The organism is Trueperaceae bacterium (assembly GCA_036381035.1).
Lineage (GTDB): Bacteria > Deinococcota > Deinococci > Deinococcales > Trueperaceae > DASRWD01.
The window spans coordinates 1-22592 of sequence record DASVDQ010000031.1; the positions used below are offsets into that span (position 1 = coordinate 1).

Below are 22592 nucleotides of genomic sequence, written 5' to 3' on the forward strand. Positions count from 1 at the left end.
ACCGTCCCACACGGCAACGTGAGATTCCCGTAAGAGCCCCGCATATACGGTTCACCGCCGGTGCCATGGACGGCAGCCCCCAGGGGCGATTGGCCATGAACCGAACCCAATCGACCCTGGGGGATCAGTGACTGACAGAGAAGCCAGAAAGACCTTAACGTCCGCCGGCGTCGGGGCTCGACTCGCGACCACGGTTCGCGCGCTGCTCGTAGCAGCGTTCGTCGCGGCCGCGCAGGCCCAGGCCCCGGCCCAACCGCCCGCCCAGGCCCCTGCCCAACCGCCCGCGCAGGCCCCGGCCCAACCGCCCGTACCACCGCAGCCCGAGCAACAGGCGCAAGCGCAGCCGCCGACAACGGACCCCGTCGTCCTCGACCTCGTCGGCTACCGCGTGACGGTCCGGCAGACGGACGACGGCCCGGTCGAGACGTTCGCGCCCGCGGTCGTGACGCGGCCGGGCGACGTCATCGAGTGGCGGCTCGAGGCCAAGAACGCGACCGGCGAGCCGGTGCCGAGCGTCGCGCTCGACCTGCCCGTGCCCGCGGGCACCGTCTACGTCGACGGGTCCACCAGCGCACGGGCCGTGGCGACCGAGGGCGACCCCGTGGAGCTCCCGGCGGCGCGGGTCACGTTCAGCGCCGACGGCGGGCTCACGTTCGGCGCCGCGCCGCTCATGCGGCAGGTCACCCAGCTCGTCGACGGGGAAGAGGTCAGCCGCTGGGTCCCCGTCCCGGCGAGCGAGATCACCCACGTCCGCCTGACGCTCCCACAGCTCCTTCCCGCCACCACGTACCTGCTCGTCATCCGCACGGAGGTCCCCTGAACATGCATCGTCGACTCGTCACCCTCGCCGCAGCCCTGCTGCTCGCGACCAGCCTCGCTGCGCCGGCTGGCAGCCTCATCGAGGCGCAGGCGTCGGCCACCTACCTCGACGCCGCCAACCAGGTGCGCACGACGACCTCGAACATGGTCGTCACCGTCGTCCAGCAGGTCTACGGCGTCGCCGTGACGCCCAGCGGCCTCCCCGGCGACCCCGGCCAGACGCGCACGGGCCTGCCCGGCAGCAGCGTCGACCTGGCCGTCACCGTGAAGAACACGGGTAACGGCACCGACACCTTCTCCCTCACGGCCGAGAACACGGCCGGCGACATCACGCCGACGTTCACGATCGTCGGGGACGCCAACTGCAACGGCCGCCGCGACGCCGGCGAGCCCGTGGTCTCCTCGCTCACCCTGGCCGCCGACGCCGGCGCTTGCGTGGTCGTCAGCGCCGCGATCCCGGCGTCGGCCGCCGGTGGGGACGAGGCCGAGGTCCACGTGTCCGTCAGCCACGACGCCACGACGTCCGCCACCGCGGTGGCCCGCGTCGTCGTCAGCGACGCCGCCGTGCTCTCGAGCTTCCTGCTCGCGACCCCGGCCGGTTCGGTCACGTCCGGCCAGACGATCGACCTCGTCCTGAGCGGCGGCAACATCGGCGCGTTCGACGCGTTCGCGGCCACGGACCCCCTCGGACTCGGCATCGACGGCATCCTCGTCGCGGCCACCGTGCCGGCGGGCCTCGAGCTCGTGACGGCCGACTTCTCGGGCGGCGCCGGCGCGGGCCAGCTCTACTACTTCGACGGGTCCGCCTGGTCCACCACGCCCGGCAGCGACGTCGAGCAGGTCGCCCTGCTCCTCCAGGGCACGGGCGGCTTCTTCGTCCAGGGCTCGGCGTACGAGCTGCGCTACACCCTGGCCGTGCCCGGAGACGCCAGCGCCCCCACCCAGGCCGGCGACCCGCTGGCCGGCGACACCTACCAGAGCTCAGGCCGCGTCGTCTACGCCACTTCCGCCGGCGGGGCGAACGAGACGGCCAGCAGCAACACCGTCCAGCACACGGTCGCGGCCGCCTACCACGTCCAGGCCGGCCCGTTCGGCCTCGTCACGGGCGACTACGCCTACGACGGCCACACCATCAGCCGCGCCGCCGACTCCCAGGCGATCGCCCTCGCCCACGCCGGCAACCGCGTCTCGTTTCGCAACACGATCCGCAACGCCGGCAACGCGCCCGACTCCTTCGCCCTCTCCCTGAGCGGCATGCCGGCCGGCTGGACCTGCGGCACCTACGCCGCCGACGGCGCGACCCCGGCGTCGACCGTCGGCCCCGTCGCCCCGCTCGCCACCGCCGAGGTCGTCGTGAGGTGCAACGTCCCGGCCGACGGCGTCACCGCCACGGCCACCACGATCACGCTCACGAGCACCTCCGTGAGCCGCCCCGCGGCGACCGACGCCACGACCGACACGGTCGGCGCGGTCGAGTCCGGCTTCTCGGTCGGCGGCAGCGTCTCCCCGTCGTCGGCCTCCGGCGAGGCGGGCGGCACCGTGACGTTCGACCTGAACATCGTCAACGGCCCGTACAACCCCGACTCCTTCGCGCTCTCCACCGTCGTGAACGAGTTCGGCCCCGGTTCCACCGTGACCTTCTACGCCGGCTGCGGCGCCGACATGGCCGGCGCGCCCATCTCGAACACCGGCATCCTCGCGGCGGGCGAGGCGACCTGCGTGACCGCCGTCGTGACCATCCCCGCCGGCGCCACCAGCGCCGCCGAGGCGGGCGGCCGCGACGTGACCTTCCGCGCCGAGAGCGCCAGCGACGCCACCGTCGGCCAGGAGGTCACCGCCGAGGTCCTCGTCGACCACCGCTCGGGCGTCTCGTTCGGCCCGAACCGCGCCGCGACCGTGACCAGCCCCGGCGTGATCGACCTCGCGCACGTCCTGCGCAACACCGGCAACACCACCGCCACCGCCTCCGTCCCCGCCGTCGTGGGCACGTGCACCGGCTGCACGGTCCAGTTCTCCGTGAACGGCGGCGCCTTCGCCGACGCCGTCGCGGGCCTGGCGCTGGCGCCCGGCCAGAGCGCGGACGTGGCCGTGCGCCTCACCGTGCCGTCCGGCGAGCCGATCGGGCGGCGCCTCAACGTGGTCGCCACCGCGACGCTCGACTACGGCGCGCTCGGGACGACCTCGGCCACCGTCACCGACACCGTCGACGTGATCGGCGGCGAGCTCAGGCTGAGCTTGGGCGGCGTGACCTGCGCCGACGCGGCCTGCACCACGGAGCTCGACGCCACGGCCGCGGAAGCCGAGCCCGGCGACTACCTCGTCTACACGATCACCGGGGACAACCTCGGCACCGCGCCGCTCAGGCAGGTCGTCATCACCGACCCGCTGCCCCCGTTCACGACGTTCGTGAGCGTCGAGGCCGAGGCCACGTTCGCCGGCACCGCCCTCTTCTCGACCGACGGCGCCACCTGGTCCGCCACGCCCATCGCGACGCTGCAGACCGGCGAGTCCGTCTACGTGGCGTTCGACCGCGATGGCGACGGCGACATCGACTCCAGCGACACGATCCCCGTCGCCGGCCGCGTGACCGTCCGACTGGTGACCCAGGTCGACTGACGGTCCCCGGCGCGCCCCGCCACACGCGGGCGGGGCGCGCCGGCCCGCCGGCACGGTGCAGACCCGCCGGAAGGAACTGAGGAGCTCGAAGTTGTCACAGCCTCTCGACATCGGGGCCGCCGCGCCCGCGAGGAACGCCCCGGGCGTCCTGGTCCGGCTCGCCATGGGGTCGCTGGCCGCCCTCGCCCTCGCCGGCGGCGGCGCGCTGGCGGCGCCCACCCCCGCGGGCACCGTGATCAGCAACCAGGCCCAGGCCACCATCGACGGTGAGGAGGTCGTGCCCTCCAACCGCGTGGACACGGTCGTCCAGGCCGTCTGCCGGCCCGGGCTCGGCCCGGCCGCCCCCGCGCAGGCGCCCGGCCAGCAGGCCGCGGTGGTGCCTCCCTCGACCGCCTATCTGACCTACGTTCTCACGAACCAGGGCAACGCCCAGGCGACCTTCGCCCTCGGCCACAGCGTCGCCGACGGCGGGGCCTGGACGCCCGCAGCCGTCGACCACTACCTCGACGCCAACGCCAACGGGCTGGTGGACCCCAACGAGGAGCTCGTCGACGCGGTGAGCCTCGACGCCGGCGGCCACGCCCGCCTCGTCCTGGCCGTCACGCCCCCGGCGGGCGCGCTCGGCGCCGTCACCCTCACGCCCACCGCCGACTGCGGCGACCTGCCCTCCAACGACGCCTACGCCAGCGTCGAGGCGCGCGAGCCCCTCGCGGCCGCGCTGCGCGTGCAGGTCGCGCTCACCGAGGCGGGCCCCGACCCCTTCGGCGCCTCCCGCTACCGCATCGTCGCCACCCTAGCCAACTACGGCGGCGGCCTCGCGATCGGCGCCGAGCTGGAGGTCGACCTGGTCGACCTCGTGGGCGCCGGCTTCCTCGTCGACCTCGACGAGGTAGAGGCCGGCAAGGGCCTGCTCCTCTACGAGGACCCGACGACAGGCGGCTGGGTGCCAGCGCCGTCCCTGCCGAGCGGCCCACCGACCGCGCTGAAGATCGACCTCCCCACGCTCGATCCCGACGAGGCGGCCGCCCTGCGCCTCGAGCTCGTCGGCCCAGAGGAGCCCGTGCCCGGCATCTTCCCGGTCGTCGTCACCGGCAGCTCCGCCGACGAGCCCGAGCCGGTGCGCACGGTCGGCTACCTCGAGGTGGCTGCGACCCACGCCCACGCGCTCGAACGCGTCGGGCAAGGCGCCGTCGACCTCGTCGAGGGCCAGCCGCGCTGCGTGCCCTTCAGGCTGACGAACGAGGGCACCGCGGCCGACACCTACCGGCTCGCGCCCGCCGTCTCGCCCACGCCCGTAGAAGTGAGCGTCGCCCTGCAGGCGGCCGGCGGCCTGCCGCTGCCGGCGACCGTGGCCCTCGCGCCGGGCGCCGCCATGGACCTGGCGGCCTGCGTCGAGGCGCTCGCGCCCACCGCGGAGCCTTTCACCGTCACCGTGAACGCCGACAGCGACGCGACCGGCGAGAGCGCCGCGGCCAGCGTCGAGGTCGCCTCGGTCGCCCCCGCCGACGGGCTGGTCCTCACGCACGCGGCCGACCCGACCGGCACCGTGAGGCCGGGCGCGCGCATCGCCTACACGCTGACGATCCGCAACGCCTTCGACTTCCCCTTGAACGGGCTCAGGGTCCGCGACGACCTCGACCCCGACGTCTCCTTCGTGTCCGGCAGCGACGACTACACGCGCTCGACCCACGTGGCCAGGTGGGACCTGGGCACGCTGGCGCCCGGCGAGAGCGCGACCGTGCGGCTCGAGACGCGGGTCTCCCGCGCGGCCGCCGACGACACGGTGATCACCAACCGCTTCGCGGTCACCGCTCAGGAGCTGCCCGACCCCGTCCTCAGCAGCACGGTCCGCCACGCCACCTGGTCGAGCGCCCTGCTGCTCGAGACCACGGTGGCGCCCCAGAGCGGAGTCACCTACGGCGACGCCATCACCTACACGCTCCGCGTCACGAACGCCTCGGACTCGTCCCTCGACGTGACCATCGAGGAGCGGCTGGCCGACGGCGTGGAGCTCCTCGACGCGGCCGACGGCGCAGGGGAGACCTGGGCGACCGCGAGCGCCGCCGGGAGCTTCCAGCACGACGGCGACGCGCTCACCTGGAGCGGCCTGCCCCTCGCGGGCGGCGAGAGCCTCACCGTGACGTACCGCGCGCGCGTCCTGCCGACCGCGCCCCTCGAGCTGGTCAACAGGACCGTCGCCAGGGGCGACAGCGCCCAGGGGGCGGCGGTCGAGAGCGCCGTCGCCACGGCCGCGCTGCGCCTCGACCCCGGCGTGTTCGAGCGCGACGGCGGCGTCCTCGTGGGCCGCGTCTACCTCGAGCTCGACGGCCTGGAGGGCTTCACCGGAGGCGCCGACCAGCCCCTCGCCGGCGTGCGCCTGGTCCTCGGCGGCGGGGCGCAGGCGCTCACCGACGACCGCGGCCGCTACGCCTTCCGCGGCGTGCCCGTCGGCACGCACGGCCTGCTCATCGACCCCGGCTCGCTGCCCTTCGAGCCCCTGCCAGCACCGAACGCGCTCAGCCCCTACCGCTACCTGGTGGCGGTACGGGGCGTGACCGTCCAGGACGTCGCCGCCGCGGCGCCGACGGGCAGCGCGACCGCCGCCCTGACCGCGACCCTCGAGCTGGGTCCGCTGACCGTCACCCGCGAGGTCGTCCCGGGGCCGGACGGCGACGTCGTCCGCCTCGAGCTCACCACCACCGAGCCGCTCGACGGCGTGGTCGTCACCGACCGTCTGGCCGACGGCAGCGAGTGGACGAGGACGATCGAGCGTCTCGAGGGGACCACGGTCATCAGCTTCTCGGCGGGCGGGACCGCTACAGACGCCGTGCCGAGCGTCACCTGGAGGTACCCGTGACCGCCCGAGCCAGGACGTCCCTGGTCGTCCTCGCCACCATGCTCCTGCTGCTGTGCGGCGCGGCCGCCGCGGCCGAGGGCACGCTCGCGATGAGCGCGCGCCTCGCCGGGGTCGAGCCGGCCCAGCCCGTGAGCCTCACCGTCCAGGTCGGCGCGGAGAGCGTCGACCTGGGAGAAGACGGCGCTGCCGAGGTCGCTCTCGCGCCGGGCACCTACCCGCTGACCGTCGAGGTCGCCGGCGCCGCGGTCGAGGGACCCGGCGAGGTGACCGTCGCGGACGGCGAGCGCGCCGAGGTCACCTTCCTCGTCAGGCCCGTCGTCGCGCTGACCCTCGAGACCGTCGAGGCGCCAGCAGGCGGACGGGCCGTCCTCCGCGCCCGCGCCACCACCGACTTCCCCGCGATCTTCCCCGGCACGATCAGCGTCGCGGTGCCGGCGGGCTGGCGCGCCGAGGGCGCCACCAGAGTGCTCGGCGGCCTCGGCGCCGGCGTCCCCCTGACGCTCGACGTGCACCTCCGCGCCGAGAGCCCCGGCGACGACACCGCCGTCGCCACGCTCGAGCCGTGGGGCGCGACGGCGCAGGCGCACCTCGCCGACGCCCGGCCCGCCACGTTCGAGCTGCGCGCGCTCGCCTCCGAGCTCACGGGCGCCGCGGGCAGCGAGGTCCTCCTTCCCGTCGAGGTCGCGAACCTGGGCGGCGAGGCCGGCGACGCCGTGCTCGCCCTGCGCGAGGCCGCGGGCCTGCCCGCGCCCGCAGCCGTCGACCTGCACCTCGCGCCCGGCGAGCGCCGCACGGTCCTCCTCCCGGTCGTCGTCCCCGACGCGGAGGGGCGCCTGGTGCTGCGGCCCTACCTCTCCGCCGCGGGACGCACCGTCGCCGAGGCCGAGGTCGCGCTGCGCGCGCTCCAGGCGAACGTCAGCGTCGGCCAGACCCTCGCTCACGAACGCCTCGTGCCCGGCGAGGTCGTCGCCGTGACCCTCACCGTGACGAACGCCGGCGAGGCGAGCACGGCCTACACGCTCACCGCGCGCCCGCCGGAGTGGCTCGAGCCGCTCGGCGACGCGTCCGCCCTCACCTTCCAGGGCGTCCTCGAGCCCGGCGCCGAGGCGGTCCACGCGTACGAGGCGCGCGTCCTCTACGGTCCCGCGTCCGCCGGCGCCGCCGTGGCCGAGCTGCGCTACGCCGACGTGACCACCGCCGTCGCGACACCCGTGGAGCGCGCCCTGGTCGGCCTCGCCGCCGACGACGAGGCGCTGGGCGTCGCGGGAGACGCCACGACGATCGCCGCCACCGTGGAGAACCCCCTCGACCGACCGCTCTCGCTGCTGGTGCGCCGCGCGTCCGAGGGCGCCGACCTGCGGGACGACGCCGAGGCGACGCTCGAGCTCGCCCCGCGCGAGCGGCGCACGCTCACGTTCGAGGTCAGCGCCGCCGAGGCCGGCACGGCGCGGCACACGCTGTCGCTGCTGCACGAGGGCACCCCGGTCGCGGCCACCGCCACGACCGCGGTGACGACGAAGCCGCGGCTCGTGCCCGTCCGCACCGTCACCGTGCGCGTCCCGTTCGCCGCCGAGGGCGCCGACAGCGTCCTGATCCGCCACGCCGTGCCCGGCGCTACGGTCGTCGCCGGCAGCTCCTCGCTCGACGGCGAGCCGGTCCCAGACCCCGTCGTCGACGCCGACGGGCGCGCCTACTGGCTGCTGGAAGCCGACGCGGGAGAGCTCACCTACCGGGCGCTCGTCGCCGAGGACCTCCCCGCCGAGCCGCCCGCCCCCGAGCTGACCGCGGTCTACGACGACCGAGAGGTCAGGCTCGTCGGCGACGTCGGCCTCGCCGACCTGCCCGACGCCGCGTCCACCACGCGGTCCCCGCAGAGCGACCGGCGCGAGGCCAGCCACGAGGCCAGCGGCCAGCGCGACGCCAGCCGCGAGGCGGCCAGCGGCCAGCGCGACGCGAGCCGCGAGGCGGCCGCCGGCGGGCCTGACGTCGCCGGCGCGCCGGAAGGCCTCATCGCCGAGCCCGCGGACGGCACGCGCTTCCGCGACATCGACCGCGTCCGCATCGTCGTGGTCGGCCCCGCCACCGGCGAGCTGCCCGAGGTCATGGTGAACGGCCGGGCGGTCGGGCGCGAGAGCGTCGGGCTCATCCAGACCGACGCGGCCGACGGCACGCAGCGCGTCGAGTACTACGCGATCACGCTCCGGCCGGGAGCGAACACCATCGAGGCCCGTGTCGGGGAGACGACCGACAGCGTGGAGGTCTTCCTCGCCGGGCGACCCGCCTGGCTCGAGGTGACGTCGGTCGAAGCGGTATCGAACGGACGCACGCCGGTCCGCGTCACGTTCGCCGCCGCCGACGCGAACGGCATCCCCACCGGCTTCGGTCCCCTGACGCTCGAGACCGACCTCGAGCCCACCGCTGCCGACGCCTTCCCCGAGCTGCCCGGCTACCAGGTGCTCCTGCGGGACGGGCACGCCGTCGCCGAGTTCGCGCCGCTCCTCACCGCGCGCGAGATCGAGGTCACGGCGCGCTACGAGACGCTCACGGCCACGACCCGCGTGCTCGCGGTGCCGACGCGCGAGGCCCTCTACCACTTCCACGGCTCGGCGACCTTCGGGGTCTCCGAGGGCGTCAGCTACCTCGCCGGCGCCGCCGAGGCCTACGCCGAGCTGCCGACCGAGCGCGGCCTGCTGCAGCTCGCCATCGACGGACGCGCTCGCGCGCCCGCCGCGGGCCAGCCGACCGGCGAGAGCGGCCTGGCGCCCCGCGCGCCAGACGACCGCTACCCCGTGCTCGGCGCCGAGACGGCGGCGCGTCCGACGCTCGCCTCCGAGGACGCCATCGCCTTCCGCTACACGGAGCCGGGCCTGGAGGTCGCCTACGGCTACGGCGACCACGCGGCGCCCGCCGCCGGCGCGCCGGCCAGGATCACCGCGCTCGGCGTCGACGCCGAGGTAGCCGAGGGCCTGCGGCTCGAGGGCTTCGCGGGCCTGGCGTCCGCGACGCTGATAGAAGAGGTCATCGTCCCCGACGGCACCCGCCGCGACCGGCTCGGGCACGTGCCGCGCTCCGGCGGGGAGACCGTCCTCGTGCGCGTCCAGACGAAGGACGGCACGGTGCTCGACGAGACCGCGCTGGTCGCGGGACGCGACTACACGCTCGACACCACGGTCGGCGCGATCACCCTGGCCCGGCCCCTGCTGCCGACGACCGACGCGCTCGACGAGAAGCGCCTGGTCGTGCGCTACGCGCCCCGCGACGCGGCGCGCGACGAGCCGGCGTTCGGCGCTGGGCTGAGCTACGGGTCCGGCCCGTTCACGGCGTCCCTCGGCGGCGCGCGCGTCGTTACCGACGCGGGAGCCGAGTACCGCCTCGGCGCCGAGGCCGGCTACCACGTGGGCGGGTTCGGCATCGACGTGAGCTACCTGAGGACGAGCCCCCGCTCCGGGGACGCGTCGGACAGGTTCGAGGCGACCGTCTACCTGCAGGACGCGGACTGGCTCGTGCGCGGCAGTGCCACCCTCGAGGGCGAGCTGCACGCCCACGCCGAGGTCGCGTACGCGCCGAGCGAGGGCCCGTGGAGCGCGACCGCCGACCTGGCCACGGACGCCGGCCGCGGCCTCACCGGCTCCGCCAGGGTCGCCTACGACATCCCGGGCGCCCTCGGGACGGCCGCCCTGGAGCACGACCGCACGCCGGGCCGCGACGTCACCGGCCTCGTCTACGAGCACGCCATCGACGCGCTCGTGGCCGGCCTCGGCGTCGGCTGGGACTGGCAGGCGAACGCGGCGGAGGCGCTGGCCCGCGCCGGGTACGACGGCGAGACCTTGTCGGTCGCCGTCGAGCACCGGCAGCCGTTCACCGCCGACAGGCAGGCGCGCAGCGAGCTCAGCGCGGGCCTGTCCCTCGCCGGCGGCACCGACCTGCGCGCCGGCGTGAACGCCGTCTGGGGCGGCGACGTGAGCGGCCGGCTCGAGCTGGCCCAGGCCCTCGGCCCCGCCACGGCCGCCGTCACCTACGAGCTCCCGACCGCGAGCGGCGAGGGCAACCGCCTCCGGTTCGGGGTCGAGACCCCGCTGGCCATCACCGACGCGCTCTCGCTCGACCTCAGCGGCAGCTACGCCCGCTCCTTCGCTGACGGCACGAACCGCTTCTCCGTCGGCGCCGCGGCGCGCTACGCCGTCGAGAGGCTCCAGGCCAGCGGCGCGGTCGAGCTCGCCGTCGTCGACGGCACGTCGAAGCTGGTCACGCGCTTCGGCGTCACCGGCAGCCCCGCCCCCGACCACACGCTCCGCCTCGCCGGCGACTTCCAGGTCCTGCCCGAGCTCACGGGCACCCTCGACCTGGCCTACGCCTACGACGGCAGGGCCCTCTACGTGACGACCTACCACCGCCTGGTGGCGGACGACGAGCCCTCGGTCGAGGGCGAGACCGCCTTCGCGTACCGGCCGAACGCGTGGCTGCAGGTGCGGCCCAGCGCCGCCTACCGCGTCCTCTTGGCCGACCTCGCGGGCGTGACGGTCCAGCTCGGGACCGGCGTCACCGCCTACCCGCTCGAGCACGTGGGGCTCGGCGCTAACGGCTTCTACGTCGTCCAGCCGTTCGGCGGCGCGTCCGCGTTCGTCTGGGGCCTCGAGGGCTCCTACCGCATCGACGACAGCACCGCCGTCGCCGCCGGCTACTCGTTCGGCGACAGCGCGGGGCTCACCCCCGAGAGCCGCGGCGGCTGGTACGTGCGGCTCGACGTGTTCGGAGGCAACCGATGAGACGCCAGGAACGCCGCTCTGGCGCCGACCTTCGCCGCCGCGGGCCGGTCGTGAGGGCCCGCCCGCTCGCCGTCGCGCTCGCCCTGCTGGCCTCGTGGCTCGCAGCCGCCGCGCTGGCGCAGTCGTTCACGAACCCGGGCTTCGAGGACGGCCTGACCGGCTGGACAACCGCGGGCTCGGCCACCACGATCGGGACCACCACCGTCGCGACAGACCAGTCGGACTGGACGGTCGCCCCGTACAGCGGCGCGGGCAGCATGCTCAGGCTCACGCCGAACGGCGCTCCCACCAGGGCCCAGGCGTGGGCGGAGCTGGGGCTGCCGGCGGCGACCCAGAGCTACCTGACCGGCATCTTCCCCAACACCACCGACTACGCCTACGTCTACCGCTCGGTCGACCTGGACGCCGGCGACACGTTCACGCTGGCCTGGAACTACGTCGCCACGGACTACGACCCCTTCAACGACGGGTCGTTCGTCCTCTTCTCGAACCTCACGAACCCTGCGGCCCTGCCCCTGATCGACGGCGAGGTCGGCGACCTGAGGCTCCTGGGCGTGACCGTCACCGGCGGCAACTACGTCACCGGCAGCTACGGCAGCACGGGCTGGCAGACCGTCAGCTTCGAGGCGCGCGCCGCCGGCACGTACCGCCTCGCGCTGGTCGTGTTCAACCTCGATGACACTGCATACCCCCCGTACCTCTTCGTCGACGAGGCGAGCGGGACCACCCTCAAGGACGGGACCCCCTTCGCCCCGATCCCGCCTTCCGACGACGCGCCGCCGCCGATGGTGCAGCCCGACGCCCTGGTGGACACGGGCGCCGTCAGCGCGGTGACCGCCGTCAGCGCCACCGTGGCGGGCACGATCACCGACCCGGGCGCCACCGCCGTCACGGCCCACGGCCACGTGTGGAGCACGAGCCCCAACCCGACGGTGAACCTGGCGACGAAGACCGACCTCGGCGCCGCCGCCGGGGCCGGGAGCTTCGCCAGCGACCTCACCGGGCTCCAGGCCGAGACCACCTACTACGTGAGGGCCTACGCCACCAACATGAACGGCACGGCCTACGGCGACGAGGTGGCGTTCACCACGGCCGCGCCCCCGTCGAGCCCGAGCGTCACGACGAGCGCGGGGAGCAGCGCGTTCAGCCCCGCCCTCGGGCCCGTGGTCGTCGACCCCGGCCTCACCGTCTCCGACGACGACGTGCACGGCGCCACCGTGAGCATCGAGTCGGGCTTCACGCCGGGCGACACGCTCGCCTTCACGCCGCTGCACGGCGTGACCGGCAGCTTCAACGCCGCGACGGGCGTCCTCACGCTCACCGGCACCGCGACCGCCGCCCAGTACCAGGAGGTGCTGCGCGGCGTCACGTTCTCCACGGCCAGCCAGGCCAGCGACGCGCCGCGCACGATCACCTTCAACCTCGCGGGCGAGGCGCTCTACCTGGCCTACTCCGGGCACTTCTACGAGTTCGTCACCGCCCCCGCCATCACCTGGACCGACGCCCACGCCCGCGCCGAGGCCATGAGCTCCTACGGCTCCGCCGGCTACCCCGCCGGCGTCTACGGTCTGCAGGGCTACCTGGTGACGGTCACGTCGGCCGAGGAGAACGCCTTCGTGGCCGCGAAGCTCCAGGGACAGGGCTGGATGGGCGCCAGCGACGACGGCGACGACAAGGTGTGGCGCTGGGTCGCCGGGCCCGAGGCGGGCACCGTGTTCTTCCACCAGAACGGCTACAACGCGACCGGCCCCAACTCGTGCGGCAGCGGCGGCACCGCCGTAGGCGGCGCGTACGTCAACTGGGACGCCGGCGAGCCCAACGACTTCAGCGGCGGCTGCGCGAACGGCGAGAACTTCGCCCACTTCCTCGAGAGCGGCAAGTGGAACGACTACCCGAACTCGAACTCCAACATCGCAGGCTACGTCGTCGAGTACGGCTCGCCTGCCGAGGCCGACGCCATCGACCAGCTCACGGCCTCGAAGACCGTCGAGCTCCTGTTCGGCCCCGAGCTGACCTCGTTCTCCCCGACGAGCGCCGGGCAGGGCGAGACCGTGACGATCACGGGCTCGAACCTCACCGGCACGACCGAGGTGAGCTTCGGCGGCGTGCCCGCCTTCGACTTCACGGTCGTGGACGACACCACCGTCGAGGCGACCGTCGCCTACGGCTCGAGCGGCCCTGTCGAGGTGACCACCTCGTACGGGGAGGCCGAGCTGGCCGGGTTCGCGTTCGAGCAGCCCGAGGCCTACACGTTCGACTACCTGCCCATCGGCAGGCTCGACGGCGTCGACGGCTGGACCACCGCGCCCATCGGGGGCAGCAGCTACGGCATGCAGGTCCTCGTCCCCGGGGTCACCGCGCCGCTCGACGGCGGCAGCCAGAACACGGCGGTGCCGGGGCATGACGGCAGCCGCGCCGCACGCTTCCCCTTCGGCGGGCCGGGCGTCGGGGGTCGCGCCTACCGCGTCGACAACGCCAACTGGTCCCTGCCCGACGTCCCCGCGGGCCAGGTCACCGTCGTCGAGTTCGAGATGCTAGTCCCGACCGGGGGAGGCGGGTTCGCGCTCGGCCGCGACGCCGACGGCGACGGCACCCTCCAACAAGACGAGCAGGGGCTCGCGCTCACCTTCGTCCAGGACGAGGTCTGGCTCTCCAGGCCCGGCAAGCTCGTGTCCGCGGACCGGCCCGAACTGGCCGACAGGCTCGCGCGCTTCCAGGTCGTCATCGACCGCGGCCTGCCGGGCGGCGTCGCCCACGTGAGCTACCGCGACATCGGCACGCCCGGGAACGAGTGGCTGCAGCTCGAGGCGGAGCTCGACCTCGGCCTCGGCCAGGCGGGCGTGGACGACCCCAACGACTGGAACGCGTTCGCCATCTCCGCGGACTCGTGGGACCCGACGTTCCTCTTCGACGACCTGGGCTCCCGCGCCGTGGCCACGAGCACGCGGGCGCTCGACCTCGGCGACGTCAACGTCGGGTCCGCCTCGACGGCGCAGACCGTGTCAGTCAGCGGCCAGCGCCTCACCGGAGACCTCACCGCCACTGTCACCGGCGACTTCCTCGTGAACGGCGGGACGACCGTCGGGGGCGTGGGGGACGGCACGGTCCTCAGCGTGACCTTCCACCCGACCGCGGGCGGGACCCGCACGGGCGAGCTCGTCCTGCAAGGTGGCGACATGGCCGCGCCGCTCGTCATCGCCCTCACGGGGCAGGGCGTGCCGCCCACGATCACGAGCTTCGACCCCGCGACCGCGGCCACCGGCACGCCTGTCGTCATCTCGGGCGTCAACCTCACCGGCGCCACCGCCGTGAGGTTCGGCGGCGTCGACGCCTACTCCTTCGAGGTCGTCTCCGACACCGAGGTCCACGCGGTCCTCGGCTCCGGCGCCAGCGGCGCGGTCGAGGTCGTCACGCCCAACGGCACGGCCTCGCTGGCCGGCTTCACCGCCCTGCCCGCCGGCAGCGTCTACCTCGAGACCGACCCCGGACCGGGCCGCTACACCATGTCCGCCGACCACCCGGCGCTCGCCGACGGCGCCCTCGAGCCCGACGAGTACGCGGGCGACGTGAGCCTCGACGTCCGCGCAGGCGGCAGCCTGGCGCTGCTGCCGGCGGGCGCCGCGCTCGTCGTCGACTCCGCCGCTGACGTGGTCGTCGCGGCCGGCCTCGACGCGGGCGCGCGCGACGTGACGCTCCTCGCCGCGGACGGCGAGGTCCGGGTGCTCGCCGGCGGCGCCGTCACCGCCGACGGCGACGTCACCCTCGCCGCCGGGTCGTGGACGAACCAGGCCGGGCCCGCCGCCCTCGCCTCCAACGGCGGGCGCGTGCGCGTCTACACCGAGTCGCCCCTGAACGACCAGAACGGGGGCGTGACGTACCGGGAGCGCTTCGGCGTCGCCTACCCCGAAGACCCCCTGGTCAGCGGCGACGTCCTCTACTACCAGGCCAGCCTCGTCGAGGGGCACGTGTTCGTCGACGCCGACCTCAGCGGCGTCATGGGCGCCGGCGAGGCCGGCCTCGCGGGCGTCGCCGTCACGCTCGAGGGCGCCGGCACGAGCGTGGTCACGGACGCCGCCGGACGCTACCGCTTCATCGGCGCGCCCGCCGGCGCCTACGAGGTCGTCGTGGACGACCCGTCCGGCCACGTCGCCGTCGGCTCGAACCGCCTGCCCGTGACCCTGGCGCCGTCCGGGGTCGTGGAGGGCCTCGACGTCGGCTACCACGCCGGCGCGCGGATCGCGGGCGTGCTCTTCCGCGACGACGGCCTGGGCGGGGGCGCGGCGAACGACGGCGTGCAGGACGGGGGCGAGGTGGGCGTGGCCGGCGTGAGGGTCAGCGCCGCGCACCCCGGCGGCCTCGCCATCACCACGACGGGCCCTGACGGCTCCTACGAGCTCTTCGTCGCGGCCGGACCCGTCACCCTCACGCACGAGGGGACGACCGCCACGGGCCGCTTCGACGGCACCGCCGCGGTCCTGGCCGACTCCGGGCCGGCATACCTCGTCGTCTTCACCGCCGCCGGCGGCGCCGACTACCGCCACGACTTCGGCGTCGTGCCGGCCTCCGCGCTGACCCCGGCGCTGTCGCAAGGCCAGGTGTCGGCGCCGGGCGTCCGCTCCTACCTTCTCAGGTACCGCCCGGGCACCGAGGGCCAGGTCACGTTCGACGTGCCGCCCGGCAGGCTCGCGTACCGCCTGTTCCTCGACGCCGCCTGCGTCGGCCTGACGGGCGAGGTCGCCGTCGGGGAGGGCGCGGCGGTGTCCGTGGGCCCGAGCTGGCCGCGCGATGACGGCCGCCTGGCCGACTGCGCCCTCAGGCTCGAGGCGCACGCCGACGCCGGCACGGGCGAGGGCACCTCTGACGTCGCCACCGTCACCGCGGCCCTGCAGTGGGCGAACCAGGTCGCCTTCGACATGTCCGCCGCGACGGTGGAGACGGAGGTGGTCGGCCCCGGACGCCTGGCGATCGCCAAGGAGGGCCGCAACGTGGCCGAGGGCGGGGCGTTCTCGACCCGCTTCGAGGGCGCGCCCGGCGACGTGCTCGAGTACCGCGTCAGCTACGCGAACATCGGCACCGCCGACGTGTTCGACGTCGTCCTCAGGGCCGTCGTGCACGGTCCCACCGAGGTGATCGAGGACGCGGGCGCGGCGGTCCTGGTGTGCCCCGACGGCTCGTCGGTCGACCTCACCCTGACAGGCCCCGCGATCGCCGTCGACCTCGCCGCGACGTGCTCGCTCGAGCTCAGGCCGGCGCCGGACGGCTCCGGCGCGCCGCGCCCCGCGCTGCGGCCGGGCGAGGGCGGCACCCTCGTCTACCGCGTGCGGATCCTCTAGGCCCCGCTACCTCTCCTTCCCGCCGCGGCGCGACCGTCGAGATGGTCGCGCCGCGGTTCCTTCACCGGGGGCCGACGGCGAGGCCGGGCGCTAGAGTCACCGCAAGGCCCACAGCCTTCACTTCGACCACGTGCGGGCGCAGCCCCCGCGCGCACCCCCGGCGCGCCGGCGGGGGCGTCAGGGAGGTCGTATGAGCTCTCCCGGCAGGGGCACGATCGCCGTCCTGGGCGCGACGGGTCGCCTCGGCGGCGCCACCTCCAGGCACCTCCTCGCGGAGGGCTGGCAGGTGCGGGCCGTAACCCGCAAGCCCGAGGGTCCCAAGGCGCGGGCGTTGGCGGAAGCCGGCGCCCAGGTCGTGAGGGCCGACATGGAGGACCGCGCCGCGCTCAGGCAGGCGTTCGCGGGGGCGAGCGGCGTCTTCAACGTCCAGAACCCCATGAAGAGCGGCCTCGAGGCCGAACTGCGCCAGGGCATGAACGTGGCGGAGGCCGCGGCGGAGGCCGGCGTCGGCCACGTCGTCTACGGCTCGGCCGGCGTCGGCAGGTCGGGCACGGGCGTGGGCCAGTGGGAGTCGAAGGTCCGCATCAAGGAGGCCATGCTCTCGCGCGGCCTGCCGCTCACCGTCCTCAGGCCCATGGCGCTCATGGAGCTGATGACCGACGCCGACTTCTACCCGGCGCTGTCGACCTGGCACACGATGCCCAACCTCGCGGGGCCGGACACGAGGATCCCCTGGCTGGCCGCCGACGACCTCGGCGTCATCGCGGCGAAGGCCTTCGCCGACCCCGGCTCGTTCGTGGGGAGGGACGTCGCGCTGGCCGGCGACGTCAGGTCGGTCGAGGAGTGCCGCGCGCTCTACGCGTCGGCGACTGGCCGGGCGCCGCGGAGCTTCCGCGTGCCGGTGTGGCTGTTCGAGCGCATGGCGGGCCGGGACCTCACGGCCATGTGGCGCTGGCTGAGGACGGCCGACCTCGACCTCGACGTGACGCCGACGCTGGCGCTCCACCCCGGCGCGCTGACGGTGGAGCGCTGGCTCCACGGGCGGTTCGCCGCGGCAGCTACGGCTCCGACGCCGAGCTGAGCCGCTACCGCGACGGCCTCGGCTTCACAGTCGACTTCCTGCACGGCGTGCCGCCCTTCTACGGCTCGGTGTCGCGCGGCGCCGCGACCATCCACCCGCGCTTCGTGCACGACCCGGCCGCGCTGGGGCCCGCCTCCGAGGAGGGGTCGCTGGTCGCCGCCTACGTGGAGGTCGACGACGTCAAGGCGCTCTACGCCGAGTACGTGGAGGCGGGCGTCGACTTCGCCAAGAAGCTGGGGAGAGAGGCCTGGGGAGGCTCCGACCTCATGGTCGTCGACCCCGACGGGAACGGGGTCTGCTTCGTCACCGGTCCCTGAGGTAGGCGCGGGACTCCACGACGCCGCGACCTCGGACGGGCGCTGGCCGGGCCCCGGACGCGCCGGCGACGGGCCCGACGGATGACCGGCGACGAGCCCAGCCGACATGTGATATGAATGTCACATGTCGGCGGTGGCGACGACGGAGCGCCCGGCCCCGCGACGGGCCGCACCGCGCCCCGAGGACGACGACGCGTTCTGGCGGGCGTTCGCGAGCCCGTGGCGCCGCGCGATCCTCGACGAGCTCGCCGCCGGACCGAGGACCACCGGCGAGCTGGCGGACCGCCTGCCCGACCTCTCGCGCTTCGCGGTCATGCAGCACCTCGGGGTGCTCACCGAGGCGGGCATCGTCGTCGTCGAGCGCCGGGGGCGCCACCGCTACAACCACGTCAACGCCGCCGCCCTGCGCGGGTTCTACGAGCGTTGGGTGAACCGCTACGCGGACGCCGCGGCCGGCGAGCTCACGGCGCTGCGCAGCCACCTGGAGGAGGAGCACATGTCGACGGCCACGGAGACGGTCAAGGTCCTGCGCCTCGAGAGCGAGCTGCGCTTCGCCGCCCCGCCCGAGCGCGTGTTCCGGGCGCTGACGGACCCGGACGAGGTGCTGAAGTGGTTCCCCTACACCTACGGCGAGGACCGCGTGAAGCGGATCGTCCTCGAGCCGCGCGTCGGCGGCGTGCAGTACGAGGACTGGGGCGACGGCGCGGGCCACTTCTACGGCACGGTCCTGGAGTGGGACCCGCCGCGGCGCATCACCGTGCGCAGCCGCCTCCATCCCGGCACGATCATGGACACGACCAACTCCGTCGAGCCCACCGAGTCGGGCGCGGTGCTGCGCTCCTCGCGCGTCATCGTCGGGCCGATCACGGACGAGCAGGAGCGGGGCATCCGCTTCCACGGCGACCTCGCCCGCTTCGCGGAAGCGATCCGTGCGGTCGTGGAGGGCGAGCCCAGCGCGCCAGCGCAGGGCGGCCGAGCCGGGGGGCCCGAGGTCGCCTGACCCGCGCCCAGCGGCCGGAAGCCGTGCGCCCGGGGTCGCCTGACCCGCGCCCAGTGGCCGGAAGCCGCGCGCCGGCCGGCGCTAGACTCGAGCGTGTCGGCCTACCAGTTAGGCCCCTTCGTGCTCGGCGCGCCGAGGTTCTACGCGGCGCTCGGCCTGGTAGTGCTGGTGCTCGCTGCCGAGGTGGCGGCGTGGCGGGGCAGGCTGGTCGCGCGCGGGGCGGAGCATCGCGCGCGAGCCGGACATGGTGAGGTGGCCGCTCCCGGAGAGGAGGAGCCCGCTCTTCCCGCGGAGGGGCTCGAAACTGCGCCTCCCTCCGCCGCCTGGGCGTGGAACGCCGCGCTGGCCGTCCTGGTGGGCGCCCGCCTCGGCTTCGTCCTCGAGAACCTGGGCGCCTTCGTCGCCCGGCCGCTCGAGGTGCTCCAGTTCTGGCAGGGCGGGTTCTCGCCGTGGTGGGGAGTCGGCGCCGGAGCGTTGACAGCCGCGTGGTCGGTGGCCAGGCGGAGAGTGGCCGTGGGCGCGGTCGCGCTGTCGGCGGTCCTCGCTCTCGGAGCCTGGCTCGGGGTCCCGGCGCTGCTCACCCCCGCCGAGCAGCAGGCGCGTCGCCTGCCAGGCCTCGTGCTCGAGAGGCTAGAGGGCGGCGAGCTCGACCTCGCGTCGCTGCGGGGACAGCCGGTCGTGATCAACATGTGGGCCACGTGGTGCCCGCCGTGCCGCCGCGAGCTGCCGATGCTGGCGTCGGCGGCGCGCACCTACCCCGACGTACGCTTCGTCTTCGCCGACCAGGCGGAGTCGCGCGAGGCCGTCCTGGCCTACCTGGCCGAACGCCAGGAGCTGGAGCTGCCTGACGTCGTGCTGGACGCGAACGCGAGCCTCTCCGGCGAGTTCGGCACCATCGGCCTGCCCACCACGTTGTTCTTCGACGCCGAGGGGAACCACGTGCTCACGCACGCGGGCGAGCTGTCGTCGGTGCTGGTGGTCAACTACCTGGCCGACCTCAGGCGCGGGGAGCGGTAGGCGGATGGTAGGGGGCAGGCGTCGGCGCGCCGGGGAGCGCCCAGGCGGAGAGAGGGGAGACCCGAGGGAGCCCTAGAGGTCCTTGGCCCTGAAGGCCCGCAGGCCGAGCCACGCCGGCACGGCCATCCAGGCCAGCAGCGCGCCCACGGCGAGAGCGGTGCCGCCCGCCGAGCCCAGGAACCTCCCGAACAGCGCGCCGGTGTAGCCGAGGAGCGCGGCGGTGTCGAGGCGCAGCAGCACCAGCACGCGCGACAGGTCGATGGGGTTGAGCAGCGTCAGCCCCATGACCGCGGACTCGATCGGGTACGCCTGGCCGACCACGATGAAGAACAGGACGAGCCCGTCGTAGACGATGCTCATCAGGAGCCACACGCCCAGCGCGACGCCCAGCGCCCGCGCGCGCTCCTCGTTGGCCATGCCGAGCCAGAACGCCAGGCCCGTGAAGACGACGCTCACGGCGGCGCCGGCCGCGAGCAGGCTCGTCAGCATCGCCACCTGCACCGGGGCCGCGAACGAGTAGGCGACGTAGGGCACGCCGGTGCCCACCACGAACGCTCCGGCCAGGGGCGCCGCCACGCCCACGAACTGACCCAGGTACACCGCCGGACGCGACACCGGCTGGGTGAGGATCAGCTGCACGTAGTCGCGCGTGTAGTAGCAGTGGTTCATCCCCAGCATCAGCGCCACCAGCGGGATCACGAGCAGCACGAGGTTCAGCGACGACAGGGCCGCCTGGACCGGGTCGTCGCCGAACCACAGGAGTCCCGCCGTGGCGACGGCGAAGAACAGCGTGTAGGCGACGAGCCAGCGGCTCCGCAGCAGGTCGAAGAACGCGTACTTCATGACCTTCAGGGACGTGCTCACGCGACCGCCTCCTCCGGCTGGCCGGCGCGCGGGTCGACGCGGCCCGGGCCGCTCGTGGAGACGGCCGCTCCGCCGCCCATCAAGCGCGCCAGCGCGCGCTCGAGCCGCGGCTCGCCCGTCGACGCCCGGAGCGAGTCGAGGGTCCCCCGGTACCTCACGCTGCCGTCGAGCAGGAACAGGACCTCGTCGGCCAGCTCCTCCAGCTCGCTCATGACGTGAGACGTCAGCAGCACGGTGGCGCCCCTCTCGCGCTCGAGGAGGATGCGGTCCTTGAGGCGGCTGCTGGCCACGGGGTCGAGGCCGGCGCTCGGTTCGTCGAGCACCAGCACGCGCGGCGCGAACGCGAACGTGAGCGCGGCGCTGGCCTTCTGCCTCGTCCCGCCCGACAACGCGCTCAGGGGCTTGCCGAGGTGCTCGCGCAGGTCGAAGAGGTCGACGAGCTCGTCGAGAGCAGGGGAACGCTCCCCGCGCAGGTCCTGCACCAGCTCGAGGAGCTCGCGCACCCTGAGGTTGTCGGGGAAGCGCGCCTCCTGCGGCATGTACCCCACGCGGGCGCGCACCGCCGGGTCGCCGTCCACCAGGCGTCCGCTTATCGTCACGGTCCCGGAGTCGGGACGCACCAGCCCCAGCACGCACTTCAGGAGCGTCGTCTTGCCCGCGGCGTTCGGCCCCACGACGGCCGTCACGAGGCCGGGTCGGAACTCGGCCGAGACGCCCCTGAGGACCTCGAGCCGGCCGAAGCTCTTGCTCAGGGAGTCGACGACGACCATCTGATCCTCCCCATGAGCGGCCTGTCGTCCTCGATCGCCTTGGGCGTCAGGACGGGCAGGAGGCGCTCGGCGTAGTCCATGGCCTGCGACAGCGGGCTGCGGAGCAAGACCAGCGCCTGCGGGTATGCCTCAGCCGTCAGCGCGAACAGCCTGACGGGCCGGTAGGGGACGTCGCCGACGCCGTCCCTGTCGAGGTCGTAGCCCTGGTACTGGTCCCAGTAGTTCTGGTCGAAGGAGTTGTACGACCTGTCGGCGTTCGTGGTCACGTCGAACGTGTTGCCGATGAAGTTGTTGTGGCGGACCACCGACCCCATCGAGTTCGAGAGCACGCGCAGCGCGTAGCCGTTGCGGAGGAACTCGTTGTGGCTCAGCTCGGTGCGGTTCGAGCCGTCGAAGTAGACGGCGGCCGAGTTGTCGGCGAAGAGGTTGCCGGACACCAGCGAGTCGTCGATCTCCTTGAGGAGCAGCCCGTAGGCGGCGGCGCCCCTGTTGTCGCGGAACTCGTTGCCGAGCATCGCGATGTTCTTCGAGTACATGACGGCCACGCCGGCGCCGTTGTCGCGGAAGACGTTACCCGTGAACTCGGAGTCGTTCGAGTACATGAAGTGGAGCCCGTAGCGGAGGTTGCGCTCGCTGACGTTGTCGCGCACCTCGGCGCCGCGCGCGAACTCCAGGTAGATGCCGTCGCGGTGGCCCGTGACGGTGTTGCCCGCGATGACGACGTCGTAGCCGTTCCAGACGTGTATGGCGTTGCCGGAGTACGCCTCGGACTCCGCCGCGCCCGTCAGCACGTTGCCCCTGACCTCGCAGGCGGTCGCCTTCGCCAGGTAGATGCCGAAGAACGCGTTCTCGACGCGGTTGCCCTCGATCACGCAGCCGCCCACCTCGCCCACGGCGATGGCGGCGACCTCCCTGACGTGGCTGCGCCCGGAGTCGCGCAGCACGAGGCCGCGCACCTCCACGCGGTCGGCGGCGATCGTGAGGACCTGGTGCTTCAGCTCGCCGTCGAGGACCGGCCAGCCATCGCCCACCAGGGAGACCCGCTTGTCGACGACCAGCGGCCCCTCGCGGTAGGTGCCGGCGCGCACGAGGACCGTGTCGCCGTCCTCGGCGGCCGCGAGGGCGTCGGTTATCGAGGAGTGCGCGCAGCCG

12 protein-coding genes are annotated in these 22592 nt (G+C 74.3%); 9 read left to right on the forward strand and 3 right to left on the reverse strand.

Features of this window, described 5'->3' with window-relative positions; genetic code table 11:
• Positions 1–388 precede the first annotated feature (388 nt).
• The 9 genes from VF202_05230 (at position 389) to VF202_05270 (ending at position 19806) form a co-directional block, all read left to right on the forward strand.
• Complete coding sequence (locus tag VF202_05230) at positions 389–820, forward strand: hypothetical protein (protein HEX7039495.1); 432 nt, start codon at positions 389–391, stop codon at positions 818–820.
• Between the two features lie 2 nt (positions 821–822).
• Complete coding sequence (locus tag VF202_05235; GenBank protein HEX7039496.1) at positions 823–3435, forward strand: hypothetical protein; 2613 nt, start codon at positions 823–825, stop codon at positions 3433–3435.
• A gap of 91 nt (positions 3436–3526) precedes the next feature.
• Complete coding sequence (locus VF202_05240; protein ID HEX7039497.1) at positions 3527–6292, forward strand: hypothetical protein; 2766 nt, start codon at positions 3527–3529, stop codon at positions 6290–6292.
• Positions 6289–11058, forward strand: a complete 4770-nt coding sequence (locus tag VF202_05245) for a hypothetical protein (GenBank protein ID HEX7039498.1) — start codon at positions 6289–6291, stop codon at positions 11056–11058. Before VF202_05240 ends, VF202_05245 begins: the two co-directional genes overlap by 4 nt.
• The gene (locus tag VF202_05250) at positions 11055–16391 is read left to right on the forward strand and encodes an SdrD B-like domain-containing protein (protein ID HEX7039499.1); all 5337 of its coding nucleotides are present in this window, start codon (positions 11055–11057) and stop codon (positions 16389–16391) included. Before VF202_05245 ends, VF202_05250 begins: the two co-directional genes overlap by 4 nt.
• 190 nt (positions 16392–16581) lie before the next feature.
• Entirely contained in the window at positions 16582–17472 is an 891-nt protein-coding gene (locus VF202_05255) for an NmrA family NAD(P)-binding protein (protein ID HEX7039500.1), read from the forward strand.
• Positions 17469–17789, forward strand: coding sequence for a VOC family protein (locus VF202_05260; protein HEX7039501.1), 321 nt, complete (start codon positions 17469–17471; stop codon positions 17787–17789). The genes VF202_05255 and VF202_05260 overlap by 4 nt, the downstream gene beginning before the upstream one ends.
• A 124-nt stretch (positions 17790–17913) precedes the next feature.
• Positions 17914–18789 carry a helix-turn-helix domain-containing protein gene (locus VF202_05265; GenBank protein HEX7039502.1) on the forward strand — a complete coding sequence of 292 codons (876 nt, stop codon included), beginning with the start codon at positions 17914–17916 and terminating at the stop codon, positions 18787–18789.
• 93 nt (positions 18790–18882) lie between these two features.
• On the forward strand, positions 18883–19806 hold the full coding sequence (locus tag VF202_05270; protein HEX7039503.1) for a TlpA disulfide reductase family protein: 924 nt from the start codon (positions 18883–18885) through the stop codon (positions 19804–19806).
• A 72-nt stretch (positions 19807–19878) separates the two neighbouring features.
• Here VF202_05270 and VF202_05275 read toward each other — a convergent pair whose 3' ends face one another.
• The 3 genes from VF202_05275 to VF202_05285 form a co-directional block, all read right to left on the reverse strand.
• Positions 19879–20670, reverse strand: coding sequence for an ABC transporter permease subunit (locus VF202_05275; protein ID HEX7039504.1), 792 nt, complete (start codon positions 20668–20670; stop codon positions 19879–19881).
• Positions 20667–21440 (reverse strand): ABC transporter ATP-binding protein, encoded by a 774-nt coding sequence (locus VF202_05280; GenBank protein ID HEX7039505.1) that lies wholly within the window; start codon positions 21438–21440, stop codon positions 20667–20669. Before VF202_05280 ends, VF202_05275 begins: the two co-directional genes overlap by 4 nt.
• On the reverse strand, positions 21419–22592 hold a 1174-nt coding region (locus VF202_05285; protein HEX7039506.1), incomplete at its 5' end, for a nitrous oxide reductase family maturation protein NosD. The genes VF202_05280 and VF202_05285, both read right to left, overlap by 22 nt.